Source organism: Alsobacter sp., from assembly GCF_059501845.1.
The window spans coordinates 62,503-74,139 of sequence record NZ_JCACDK010000018.1 but is presented as its reverse complement, the minus strand read 5'-3'; the positions used below and the strand labels follow the sequence as shown (position 1 = coordinate 74,139).

The 11,637-nt window shown below is 69.9% G+C and carries 13 protein-coding genes and 1 riboswitch; of the genes, 5 read left to right on the top strand and 8 right to left on the bottom strand.

Features of this window, described 5'->3' with window-relative positions; all coding sequences use genetic code 11:
- Window positions 1-123: 123 nt before the first annotated feature.
- The 3 genes from metX to AC5JCN_RS15235 all read left to right on the top strand — a co-directional run bounded on the left by metX (window position 124) and on the right by AC5JCN_RS15235 (window position 3,164).
- Complete coding sequence (gene metX, locus AC5JCN_RS15245) at window positions 124-1,308, top strand: homoserine O-acetyltransferase MetX (RefSeq protein WP_495755931.1); 1,185 nt, start codon at window positions 124-126, stop codon at window positions 1,306-1,308.
- Between the two features lie 5 nt (window positions 1,309-1,313).
- Window positions 1,314-1,958, top strand: a complete 645-nt coding sequence (gene metW, locus AC5JCN_RS15240; RefSeq protein ID WP_495755930.1) for a methionine biosynthesis protein MetW — start codon at window positions 1,314-1,316, stop codon at window positions 1,956-1,958.
- A gap of 141 nt (window positions 1,959-2,099) precedes the next feature.
- Complete coding sequence (locus tag AC5JCN_RS15235) at window positions 2,100-3,164, top strand: MBL fold metallo-hydrolase (RefSeq protein WP_495755929.1); 1,065 nt, start codon at window positions 2,100-2,102, stop codon at window positions 3,162-3,164.
- A 25-nt stretch (window positions 3,165-3,189) separates the two neighbouring features.
- Here AC5JCN_RS15235 and AC5JCN_RS15230 read toward each other — a convergent pair whose 3' ends face one another.
- Window positions 3,190-4,032: a GyrI-like domain-containing protein gene (locus AC5JCN_RS15230; RefSeq protein WP_495755928.1), complete on the bottom strand. Its 843-nt coding sequence runs from the start codon at window positions 4,030-4,032 to the stop codon at window positions 3,190-3,192.
- Between the two features lie 197 nt (window positions 4,033-4,229).
- Between AC5JCN_RS15230 and dapF the strand changes: the two genes are divergently transcribed.
- Together dapF and mtaB are read left to right on the top strand one after the other, a co-directional pair.
- Entirely contained in the window at window positions 4,230-5,099 is an 870-nt protein-coding gene (gene dapF / locus AC5JCN_RS15225; protein WP_495755927.1) for a diaminopimelate epimerase, read from the top strand.
- Window positions 5,099-6,340 (top strand): tRNA (N(6)-L-threonylcarbamoyladenosine(37)-C(2))-methylthiotransferase MtaB, encoded by a 1,242-nt coding sequence (mtaB, locus tag AC5JCN_RS15220; protein ID WP_495755926.1) that lies wholly within the window; start codon window positions 5,099-5,101, stop codon window positions 6,338-6,340. The genes dapF and mtaB overlap by 1 nt, the downstream gene beginning before the upstream one ends.
- Window positions 6,341-6,565: 225 nt before the next feature.
- Here mtaB and AC5JCN_RS15215 read toward each other — a convergent pair whose 3' ends face one another.
- The 7 genes from AC5JCN_RS15215 to ffh form a co-directional block, all read right to left on the bottom strand.
- Window positions 6,566-7,318 (bottom strand): CbtA family protein, encoded by a 753-nt coding sequence (locus AC5JCN_RS15215; protein WP_495755925.1) that lies wholly within the window; start codon window positions 7,316-7,318, stop codon window positions 6,566-6,568.
- A gap of 11 nt (window positions 7,319-7,329) precedes the next feature.
- Window positions 7,330-7,515: a CbtB domain-containing protein gene (locus tag AC5JCN_RS15210; protein ID WP_495755924.1), complete on the bottom strand. Its 186-nt coding sequence runs from the start codon at window positions 7,513-7,515 to the stop codon at window positions 7,330-7,332.
- A gap of 102 nt (window positions 7,516-7,617) precedes the next feature.
- A riboswitch (cobalamin riboswitch) is annotated at window positions 7,618-7,808 on the bottom strand.
- 67 nt (window positions 7,809-7,875) lie between these two features.
- A complete protein-coding gene (gene trmD, locus AC5JCN_RS15205; RefSeq protein WP_495755923.1) occupies window positions 7,876-8,571 on the bottom strand; it encodes a tRNA (guanosine(37)-N1)-methyltransferase TrmD in 696 nt (231 codons plus the stop codon).
- Window positions 8,568-9,107 carry a ribosome maturation factor RimM gene (gene rimM, locus AC5JCN_RS15200; RefSeq protein ID WP_495755922.1) on the bottom strand — a complete coding sequence of 180 codons (540 nt, stop codon included), beginning with the start codon at window positions 9,105-9,107 and terminating at the stop codon, window positions 8,568-8,570. The genes trmD and rimM overlap by 4 nt, the downstream gene beginning before the upstream one ends.
- A gap of 152 nt (window positions 9,108-9,259) precedes the next feature.
- Window positions 9,260-9,610, bottom strand: coding sequence for a 30S ribosomal protein S16 (gene rpsP, locus AC5JCN_RS15195; RefSeq protein WP_495755921.1), 351 nt, complete (start codon window positions 9,608-9,610; stop codon window positions 9,260-9,262).
- Window positions 9,611-9,613: 3 nt separating this feature from the next.
- On the bottom strand, window positions 9,614-9,904 hold the full coding sequence (locus AC5JCN_RS15190; RefSeq protein WP_495755920.1) for a hypothetical protein: 291 nt from the start codon (window positions 9,902-9,904) through the stop codon (window positions 9,614-9,616).
- Window positions 9,901-11,514: a signal recognition particle protein gene (ffh, locus tag AC5JCN_RS15185; protein ID WP_495755919.1), complete on the bottom strand. Its 1,614-nt coding sequence runs from the start codon at window positions 11,512-11,514 to the stop codon at window positions 9,901-9,903. The genes AC5JCN_RS15190 and ffh overlap by 4 nt, the downstream gene beginning before the upstream one ends.
- Between the last annotated feature and the right edge of the window lie 123 nt (window positions 11,515-11,637).

Below are 11,637 nucleotides of genomic sequence, written 5' to 3'. Positions count from 1 at the left end.
CTCGCGCCGTTGCATGTGGAAGCGGGTCTGGAGACCCGCGTTCCATCGCCCCTTGCCGCCCCGCCCGGGTTCCGCTAGCACTTCCGTTCCGTATTCCGAACGAACCGGGCTGAGGGCGGAACGATGCAACCGAGCCGGGCGCCAGGCCCAGCGAGCGTCAACCAGGCGGACGCACCGACGAGCCGCGTCGTGCGCTTTCCCGCCGAGCAGCCTCTGCGCCTGGACTGCGGCGTGTCGCTGGCGCCGCTCAGCGTCGCCTACCAGACCTACGGGACGCTGAACGCAGACCGCTCCAACGCCATTCTGGTCTGCCACGCGCTGACCGGCGACCAGCATGTCGCCAACGTCCATCCCGTCACGGGCAAGACCGGCTGGTGGGAGACGATGATCGGGCCGGGACGGCCGATCGACACCGAGCGCTTCTTCGTTATCTGCTCCAACGTACTCGGCGGTTGCCTGGGCACGACGGGCCCGGCCTCGACGTCGCCGGACGGCTCAGCCTATGCGCTCGGCTTCCCGGTCGTGACGGTCCGCGACATGGTGCGCGCCCAGGCCATGCTGATCGACCATCTCGGCATCGAGACGCTGTTCTGCGTGGCCGGCGGCTCGATGGGCGGCATGCAGGTGCTGCAATGGGCGGCGGATTACCCGGACCGGGTGTTCTCGGCCCTGCCGATCGCCACCGCTGCCAAGCACTCGGCGCAGAACATCGCCTTCCACGAGGTTGGGCGGCAGGCTGTCATGGCCGATCCCGACTGGCGCGGCGGGCGCTACCTCGCCGAGGGCACGCGGCCGGAAAAGGGGCTCGCAGTGGCGCGCATGGCCGCGCACGTCACCTATCTCTCTCAGGCCGCGCTGCACCGGAAGTTCGGGCGCAAGTTCCAGGACCGCGAAGCGCCGACCTTCTCGTTCGACGCCGATTTCGAGATCGAGTCCTATCTGCGCTACCAGGGGCGCAGCTTCGTCGAGCGCTTCGACGCCAACTCCTATCTCTACCTCACCCGTGCGATGGATTACTTTGACCTCGCCCAGGACCATGGCGGCTCGCTGGCGCGCGCCTTCGGCAAGACGCGCACGCGCTTCTGCCTCGTCTCCTTCACCTCGGACTGGCTGTTCCCGACCTCGGACTCGCGAGCACTGGTCCATGCGCTGAATGCGGCGGGCGCATCGGTGTCCTTCGTCGAGGTGGAGAGCGACAAGGGACACGACGCATTCCTGCTGGACGAGCCGGAATTCTTCGCCACCACGCAGGGCTTCATCGACGGTTGCGCCCAGGCACGCGGGCTGCCTGCCGTGCGCAGGGGATGAGCCGGATGGCCGACGCGCTGTTTCCGACATCCAGCGGCGCCACCCGCATCGACCTCGTGCTCGTCTCCGGGCTCGTCGAGCCGGGTTCGCGCGTGCTCGACGTGGGCTGTGGCGACGGCACCCTGCTGCGCATGCTGCAGGATAAGCGCGGCGTCGACGCGCGCGGCATCGAGATCAGCCGCGAAGGCGTGAACGCCTGCGTGGCGCGCGGACTGTCCGTCATCCAGGGCGACGCCGACACGGATCTCGTCGAATATCCCGACGATGCCTTCGACTACGTCATTCTCTCGCAGACCCTGCAGGCGACGCGCCGGCCCAAGGTGGTGCTCGAGCACATGCTGCGGATCGGGCGCAAGGCCATCGTGTCGTTTCCCAATTTCGGGCACTGGCGGGTGCGCTACGAGGTGGCGGTGCGTGGGCGCATGCCGATGACCGAGAACCTGCCCGTTCCCTGGTACGATACGGCCAACATCCACTTCTGCACGCTTCGCGACTTCGTCGACCTCGTCGGCAAGGCCGGGGCTCGGATCGACCGCTCGATGGCGCTCGACGCCGGCGGCCAGCAGATCGGCCTTTCGCTGCCCTGGTGGGTCTGGAACCTGTTTGCCGAACAGGCCGTCTTCCTGCTCTCTCGATCCGAGAAGCCGTGATGTGAACAGGCGCTCACTTCGCTCACAGCTTTTGTTCTTAGAAGTGAGTGAGCGTTCACATCTAACCCCAACTGCGGCGAAACGCCATCGTGTCGCGCTGCAAGCATTGCCGAAGCCGGGGCCACGACCACATTCACCGGCATGAAACGTCGCACCGTCCTCAAGGCCACCGGCCTCGCCGCGCTCGGCGCCGCCATCACGGGAACAGCCGCCATGGCACGCAGCGGCAATGCCTATTACCAGGGCCCGGCCTCCGACCATTTCGACGGGACCGTCTTCTTCAATCCCGGCAAGCCGTGGTCGAAGGGCCCGTCCGACATGCTGAAGTGGCAGTTCTCGCGGGAGGGGAAGGAAGACTGGCCGTCAAGCTATCCCAGCCCCTTCCGGGCCAAGCCCGCGGAGCGGGTGGGCGGCAAGCGGCTGGTGCTCACCCATGTCGGGCACGCCAGCATGCTGATCCAGACCGGTGGGCTGAACATCCTCGTCGATCCCGTGTGGTCGGAACGCGTCTCGCCGGTCAGTTTCGCTGGTCCGAAGCGCGTCAACGCACCCGGAATCGCCTTCGAGGACCTGCCTCCGATCGACGTCGTGCTCGTCACGCACAATCACTACGACCATCTCGACATGGCGACGCTCGGCCGCCTGTCGAAGACCTTCAGACCGCGGATCGTCACGCCTCTCGGCAACGACACGATTATGCGGCAGGGCGGGATCGAGGGCCCGGAGGCGCACGACTGGGGGGCGCGGGTGCCGCTCTCGGACAATGTGGCCGTGCATTTGGAGGAGATCTACCACTGGTCGGCGCGCGGCCTCTTCGACCGTCGCCATGCGCTGTGGGCGGCCTTCGTACTCGAGACGCCCGCGGGCCTCGTCTACCACATCGGAGACACCGGCTTCGGCCCCGGGGAGGTGTTCGGCGGGGTGCGCGCGAAGCATGGCCGGCCCGAACTCGCCATCATCCCCATCGGCGCCTATGAGCCGCGCTGGTTCATGCAGGACCAGCACGTCAATCCCGAGGAAGCAGTGCGCATCCTGGAGCTCACGGGCGCCAGACACGCCGTCGGGCACCATTGGGGCACGTTCAAGCTGACGGACGAGGGAATCGAGCGCCCCCTGGAAGCGCTGGCGGCCGCCTGCAAGGCGAAAGACATTCCCCAGGAGCGCTTCCAGCCGCTTCGGCCGGGACAGGTCTACGCGCTGGGGTGAACCCGGCACCCAAACCGTTTAGACGCTACCCGCGCGGCTGGACGTAGATGAACAGCTCCATCGCGGGGTCCCCGGCATCCTTGCCGGTGTTGACGTATTCCTCGGTGAAGCTGTCCTTCACCTCGATACCCTTCGAATCCAGATAGGCCGACACCGCCTCGTAGGTGCTGTCGATGTCGTCATAGGGCGAGCGGTGCACGAAGCGGATGAAGTGCCCCGACGGCGTCTGGCCGAAGGTCACGTCCGGCGACAGCCCCGCCGGGCGCTGAGCCGGAGCAGCCTCGACCGGCAGCTGCGCCTCGAAGCCGAAACCGTTGTCGTCGGTCTCGACGAAGGTCGAGATCGGCTTGCCCGTCACCTTGATCCCGGCCTTCTTCATCTCCTCGGCCAGCTTCGCGAACGTGGCCGTCAGCGTGTCGTAGCCGTCATCCCAGCTCGACTTCGAGCGGATCGTGGCTGCCGGACGCGCCACGACGTCGACCTCGTCGGGGTTGGCCTGGTCTCCGGGGGGCGGGGCCAGGGTCTGCAGGTCGGCCGAATCGGCCGGAGCAGGACCCTGCGTCGGCGCGGGCTGTGCCGCGGTGTTCGAACCCGGCGATGGATCGTTGAGGGGCGCAGGATCCTGCTGTGCTTCCGCGGTGCCGGGCGGAGGTGCGAGCGGCTGGCTTTCGACGACGCCCGGCTTGGGCGCCTGCCCCTCCGTTGCCTGCCCCTCCGCCGGCGCGGCCTGAGCGACGGCAGGCTGCTGCGCCTGCGACGTATCCTGCAGGGCCCAGGCAGGGCCGGGTCCTGTCGTCCCGAGCGCGATGAGCGCGAGGGCTGCCACCGCGCCGCGGAGCGCCGTCAGGACCGTCAAGGATCGTGTCATGGTTGCCTCGCCTGGCGTGCCCGCCCGCGGCGGAATCAGGGCGGGACTCGCGTTTCGTCCCGTACTTGCTATATCAACGCCGTGCAATGCGCGATGCCCGTGCGGGGCGGCGGAATTGCGCCTCTCGCGCGACGGAATCGCGGCTCCGCCGCCGGCGTGCCAAACTTCGCTGCCGCGCCCACGCCTGGAATTCAAGCATGAGCCCGCTCGCCGGCCGGCCCTACCTGAAGATGAACGGTCTCGGCAACGAGATCGTCGTCCTCGACCTCAGGGGCACCTCGCTCCGCGTCCAGCCGCATGAGGCCCGCGCCGTCGCGGCCGGTCGCGACACGCCGTTCGACCAGATGATGGTGCTGCACGACCCCGTGACCCCGGGGACGGAAGCCTTCGTGCGCATCTACAACACCGACGGGTCGGAGGCCCAGGCGTGCGGAAACGGCACGCGCTGCGTCGGCTGGTATCTCGTGCGAGACGGCGTCCCGGACGCATTCGCCGTGGAGACGGTGGCAGGGCTGCTCCCGGTCCGCCGCGACGGCGAGACGTCCTTCACCGTGGACATGGGCGCGCCGCGGCTGCGCTGGGACGAGATCCCGCTCGCCGAGGAGTTCCCGGACACGACCGGCTTCGAGCTGCAGGTCGGTCCCATCGACGCGCCGGTGCTGCACACGCCGTCGGCGGTCAACATGGGCAATCCGCATGCCATTTTTTGGGTGGACGACGTCGAGGCCTACGGGCTCGAGCGCGTCGGCCCGCTCCTGGAGAACCACCCGATCTTTCCCGAGCGCGCCAACATCTCGCTCGCGCATGTCACCTCGCCGGCCTCCATCACCCTGAAGGTGTGGGAACGCGGCGTCGGCCTGACGCAGGCCTGCGGCTCGGCCGCCTGCGCCGCCGCGGTGGCTGCGGTCCGCAAGGAGCTCACGGGACGGGGGGTCACCGTGACCCTGCCCGGCGGCGACCTCCTCATCCACTGGCGCGAATCGGACGGCCACGTGCTGATGACCGGCCCGGTCGAGCTGGAGCACGAAGGCGTCCTGTCGCCGGCGCTCTTCGCCGGGGCCGCCTGATGCCGGTGGAGGTGCTCACCTTCGGCTGCCGGGTCAATCTCGCGGAGTCGGAGGCGATGCGGCGCGCCGCGGAGGAAGCGGGATCGACCGACGCGGTCATCGTGAACACCTGCGCCGTGACGGAGGAGGCGGTCCGCCAGGCCGCGCAAGCCATCCGCCGCGCCCGCCGCGAGAAGCCCGATGCCGACATCGTCGTGACCGGCTGCGCCGCGCAGGTTGAGCCGGGCCGCTTTGCCGCCATGCCGGAGGTGGACCGCGTGCTCGGCAATGCCGTGAAGCTGGCGCCCGAGAGCTGGATCCCTCCGGCGTCCGCGGCGTCGCGGATCGATGTTCCCGACATCTTCGCGCCGCGCGCCGGGCCGCCGTCGCTCGCCGAGGGCAGGGCGGACCGGACCCGCGCCTTCCTGCAGGTGCAGACGGGGTGCGACCACCGCTGCACCTTCTGCGTGATCCCTTTCGGCCGTGGCAATTCCCGCTCCGTGCCTTTGGAGCATGCCGTGCAGCGTGCCGCCGAGCTGGTCGACGCCGGCCATGCCGAGATCGTGCTGACCGGCGTCGACATCACGAGCTGGGGCGGCGACCTGCCCGGGCAGCCCCGCCTGGGCGCGCTGGTCAAGGCGATCCTGCGCGGCGTGCCGGCCCTGAAGCGGCTGCGCATATCGTCCATCGACTCGATCGAGGCCGACCGCGACCTGCTCGACGCGCTGGCCTGCGAGCCGCGGCTGATGCCGCATCTCCATCTGTCTCTGCAGGCGGGGGACGACCTCGTGCTGAAGCGCATGAAGCGGCGTCATACGCGGGCGGATGCCGTCGCCTTCTGCAACACGGTGCGCCGGCTGCGGCCCGAGATCGTGCTCGGGGCGGATCTCATTGCCGGCTTTCCCACGGAGAGCGAGGCGATGTTCGCCCGCTCGCTGGACCTCGTGGACGAGTGCGGGCTGACCCACCTCCACGTCTTTCCGTTCTCGCCCCGGCCGGGTACGCCGGCCGCGCGCATGCCTCAGGTCGAACCGGCCGTGGTGCGAGAGCGCGCCCGGCGGCTCCGGGAGAGAGGCGAGGCCGCGCTGCGCGCGCATCTCGACGCCCAGGTCGGGCGGATCCGGGGTGTGCTGACCGAGCGCAATGCGACGGCACGCACCGAGGACTTCACTCCCGTCAGCCTGCCGGTCGCGATGGAGCCCGGCCGCCTGGTCGAGGTTGCGATCACCGGCCATGACGGGCGCAAGCTGATCGCGGCGTGAGCTATGCCGGGCTGGCTGGAGGAGATCGATTCGCTCGCCTTCACGCCGCGGGAGCATGGCGGGCGATGCGTCGTGCACCGGCGCGCGTTTCGCGTGCTGCTGGGTGACCCCGAGCCGGGCTCACGAGACTGCCTGGCGTATTTCGCTGCGAACGAGACCGCCTTTGCCCGGGCGGCGGCGGAGAAGATCGCGGCGCGGGGTCTGCCCCCTGGCGCCGCCTTTCACCTAAACAGCCGCGATGTCCGGCGTGCCCTGGCGGCCGAGCCGCTCGTAGAGCCATCCGGCCGCGCCGCCCGCGACGAGCCAGAACAGGGCTGAGGTCACGAGCGAGGCCGTCACGAACTGGGCGGCGAGCTCCGGCGGTACGAGACCGCCAGCGCCGGTATGAGACGGCGCACCGAAGACATGCGGCAGGACGATGAGAACGACGCCGAGCGCCTTGGCGAGCGTCGACCGCGCGAAGACCGCGACGCCGAGGCCTGCCGCTGTGGCAGCGGCTGTGCCGATCCACCAGAGCTGGCGCAGCTCGAGGTCGGCGGCCTGCATGCCGGGCAGTTCGGGAGGCAGGCCCATGGCCGGGGCGGCCGAAAACACGGCGAAGCCCGCCGCGCCCCACAGGAGACCGCGCTTGAGGTCCACGCCATGGCCGCGGAGTTCGGCGAGGCACATCGCGCCGGTGAGCAGGAGCGCAAAGCCGACGCCGGCGAGGATGTCGGCCAGAAGCGTCAGGCCATGGCGCGCCGCGCCTTCCGGCTCCCAGGCGCCACCATGATCGTGGCCTGCCGGAGCGGCCGCCTGCGCGTCGCCGGTGGTGGCATGGTCGTGAGTCGCATGGTCATGGCCGGCGGGCTCGCCCGCCGCCTCATAGACCTCGGCCTGCTGGATCAGCGGCGAGATACGCACCTGCTGCAGGCCGAAGGCGGCCAGGCCGGCGAAGACGCCAGCTACGAGCGCGGCGGCGAAGACGCGGTAAACCATGGAGCCGCCGCTCAATGGCAGGGGAAGGAGAAGGAGTGGCGCGCGTCGTGCGCGGCGTTGTGGATCGTGGCGGGGCTGGCGAAGCCCACGCCATAGACGAGCACAGCACCGACGAACATCGCGGCGAAGGCTGCCAGCAGCGCGGAAGCGGGGCGGGCGGCGGCCGGAGAGCGGGCCTGGGTGAGCGACGTGGACATGAAGGGCCTCTCGGGCGTGTCACGTCACCGCGAACGGGGTCCGGATCCATGACCTGACGTCATCATCCGGCTACCCACCGGTGCACCCCGCCCGGTGTGTTCACGCTGACTAGGCCGACGGCAGGTCTCCTGGCTCGCGGTTCGCCGTCATTCGTCCGCCTTCCCGGTTTCCCAGTGGCCCAGATGACGATGACTCACCGCTCACAGTTGCGGGGGCAGCCGCAGTTTCGGGCATGTGCCCCCACTGCGTTCCCTTTTGATCCCCGAAGGGAACCGTCGAGCGGACGCTAGGTGCGAAACCCTTCCCCGTCAATCCGGCATGCGTCGCGAACATGCCCCGCAGCGACGCGGGCACGGCTGCTAGCCCTGCCGGGCCTTCGCCGCCAGGTCCGGGCGCCTCTCCCGCGTGATCCGCTCGGCCTCGTCCCTGCGCCAGCGGGCGATGCGGGCATGGTCTCCGGAGAGCAGGATCTCGGGGATGGCGCGGCCCTCCCAGTCGCGCGGGCGGGTGTAGTGCGGGTATTCGAGCAGGCTGTTCTCGAAGCTCTCCTCGGTGCCGGATTCGGCCTTGCCCATGACGCCCGGCAGCAGGCGCACGCAGGCGTCGAGAAGAACGAGGGCCGCGAGTTCCCCGCCGGAGAGCACGTAGTCGCCGATGGAGACCTCCTCGAGCCCACGCCCGGCGATCACCCGTTCGTCTACTCCCTCGAACCGGCCGCAGACCAGCACGACGCCGGGCCCCGCGGCGAGGCTGCGGACACGAGCCTGGTCGAGCGGCCTTCCGCGCGGGCTCATCAGCAGGCGCGGCCGGCGATCGTCCGGCGGCGAGACGGCATCGACGGCGGCGGCCAGCACGTCGGCGCGCAGCACCATCCCGGCGCCTCCGCCGGCCGGCGTGTCGTCGACCGCCCGGTGCCGGCCGAGGCTATGGTTGCGGATGTCGTAGGGCGAAAGGCTCCACGCGCCGCGGGCCAGCGCGTCGCCGGCGAGCGACAGGCCGAGAGGGCCGGGGAACATGTCGGGGAAGAGTGTGAGGACCGTGGCGGACCAGCTCACGGCCCGTCCGCCTTCTCCTCTCGAGCCTCTGTCTCGGCCGGAGGCTCGGCCACCAGCCGCCCGCCCGCGATGTCGACGACAGGTACGGTGGCCTTGGTGAAGGGCAGGAGGAACGGCGTTCCGCCGCCCGGCGGCGTCACCTCGAGGATGTCGCCCGCGCCGAAATCGAGCACGGCTCCGACAACGCCCAGCGCCTCGCCCCCGGACGTCTCCACCCTAAGGCCGACGAGGTCGGCCTGGTAGAACTCGTCCTCCTCCTCCACCGGTGGAAGGACCGATCGGGGGACGTGGAGGCGCACATTGGTCAGCGCCGCCGCGGCGTCACGGTCGGCGATGCCGGCGACGCGCACGACGAGCATATCGTCCTTCACCGGCCGCGCCGCCTCGATGACGAAGCGGCGCTTGCCGGCCGCATCGGTCAGCGGCGCGTAGTCGGCGATGGCCATGGGGTCGGCCGTGTAGGACTTCAGCCGGAGTTCGCCCCGCACGCCGTGCGGGGCCCCGAACACGCCGACGAGGATGAGATCGCTGGACATGGCGGTTCCGGTTCGCTGTCATCCCCCGCCGCCGCGCAACGGCGGGGAGGTGACCCAGGCCTGTTCCCGCGGGACGCCGCCCCTGGATCCCCGTCCCGGCCCTTCGGGCCGCCGGGGATGACGAGGGCGGTAAGCCGCGGAAAGAAGCGCCCTTACTCGGCGGCCTCGCCGGAAGCGGTGGCGGCAGCGGCGGCGCGCTCCTGGGCCTTCTTCTTCGGCTGGGCCTTCTGCGGGTTGTTGCGCGCCTCGCGCTTCAGGGCGCCGGCGGCGTCGAGGAAGCGGGCGACGCGGTCGGTCGGCTGGGCGCCCTTGGCGAGCCAATCCTTCGCCTTCTCGACGTCGAACTTGACGCGCTCGGCCGAGTCCTTGGGCTGCATGGGATCGAAGGTGCCGAGCTTCTCGATGAAGCGGCCGTCGCGCGGATAGCGGCTGTCGGCGACGACGATCGAGTAGTGCGGGCGCTTCTTGGCGCCGCCACGGGCGAGACGGATCTTGAGGGCCATAGTTTACTCCTGGTCTTGAGTTTCGTAACTGCGCATCTCGGCGATGGCGGCCTGGAGATCATTTCCGGGCTGTAGATCGCCAACAGACTTGAAAACCTCGAAATCCACGCTGCCGTCTTCCAGCACGTCGATTTCCCAATAGGCGCCGGGCACGTGAGCCAGAATGGTCACGCCGTCCAGGCGGAACATGCGCACCTCGTTCCAGATGAGAGCGTCGTCGAGCTGCTTGCGGATGGACCACACCCGCTGCACCAGCTCGCTCGCCGTTACCTGCGATTGCGCGAAGTTGCTCATTTCTTCTTGCCGAACGGGTTGAACCCGCCGAGCCCGGGCAGCTTGGGACCGCCGAGGCCGGGGAGGGTGGGCTTGCCGCCGAGGCCCGGCAGGCCGGGGAAGCCGCCGGGGGCGCCGAGGCCGGGAGGAGGAGGGGGCAGGCCGCCGCCCTTGCCGGCGGGGGGAAGGCCGGGCATGTCGGGCGGCAGCGTGCCGGGAGGCAGCTTGGCCCGCATCTGCTCGATCATCTCGGGCGTCACGTTCGGCATGCCGCCGCCGCCGCTGCCCATGCCGAACATGTTGGCGAGGCCGGCCATGGGCCCGCGCTTACCGCCCTGGCCCATCATCTTCATCATGTCGGCCATCTGGCGGTGGCTCTTGAGGAGGCGGTTCACCTCCTCGACCCTGGTGCCGGAGCCGGACGCTATGCGCTTCTTGCGCGAGGCCTTCAGCACGTCGGGGTTGCGGCGCTCCGACGGAGTCATCGAGTTGATGATGGCGATCTGCCGGCCGATCACCTTGCCGTCGAGATTGGCGGCGGCGATCTGGTCCTTCATCTTCGAGATGCCCGGGATCATGCCCATGAGGCCGCCGAGCCCGCCGATCTTCTCGACCTGGCCCAGCTGCTCGCGCATGTCGTCCAGGTCGAACTTGCCCTTGCGCATCTTCTCGGCGATGCGCTTTGCCTTGTCCTGGTCGATCGACTGCGCCGCCTTCTCGACGAGCGAGACGATGTCGCCCATGCCGAGGATGCGGTTGGCGACGCGCGAGGGGTGGAACTCGTCGAGCGCGTCCATCTTCTCGCCGGTGCCGACGAGCTTGATCGGCTTGCCGGTGACGGCGCGCATGGAGAGCGCGGCGCCGCCGCGGCCGTCGCCGTCGACGCGGGTGAGCACGATGCCGGTGAGGCCCACCGTGCCGTCGAAGGCGCGCGCCGTGTTCACCGCGTCCTGGCCGGTGAGCGCGTCGGCGACGAGCAGCACCTCGTGCGGATTGGTGGCGTCCCTCACCTCCGCCGCCTCGGCCATCAGGCCCTCGTCGACGGTGACGCGGCCCGCCGTGTCGAGCATCACCACGTCGTAGCCGCCGAGGCGCCCGGCCTCCATGGCGCGGCGGGCGATCTGCACGGCCGACTGGCCGCCGACGATGGGCAGGGTGGCGACGCCGACCTGCTGGCCCAGCACGGCGAGCTGCTCCATGGCGGCCGGCCGGCGTGTGTCGAGCGACGCCATCAGGACCTTGCGGCCGTTGCGCTCCTGCAGGCGTTTGGCGATTTTGGCGGTGGAGGTCGTCTTGCCCGAGCCCTGCAGGCCGACCATGAGGATCGGCACGGGAGGCACGGCGTCGAGATTGATCGGGTCGGCGTCGGAGCCCAGCGTCTCCACGAGCGTGTCGTGGACGATCTTGACCACCATCTGGCCCGGGCTGACGGACTTCACCACCTCGGCGCCGACGGCGCGGCCGCGCACCTTGTCGGTGAAGCTGCGCACCACCTCGAGCGCCACGTCGGCCTCGATCAGCGCGCGCCGCACCTCGCGCAGCGCCGCGTTGACATCCTCCTCCGTCAGCGCACCGCGCCGCGTCAGCTTGTCCAGAATGCCGGAGAGCTTGTCGGAAAGGCCCTCGAACATCAGCGCCTCGTGTTCTGCCTGCGGAAGCCGCACCTCCTGCCGGAGAATAGCGGCCCCGCAATGGCGGAGGACGAACCCCGACCCAAAGCCGAACGCGCCCGAGGGCGCATCGCGCTGTCGGGC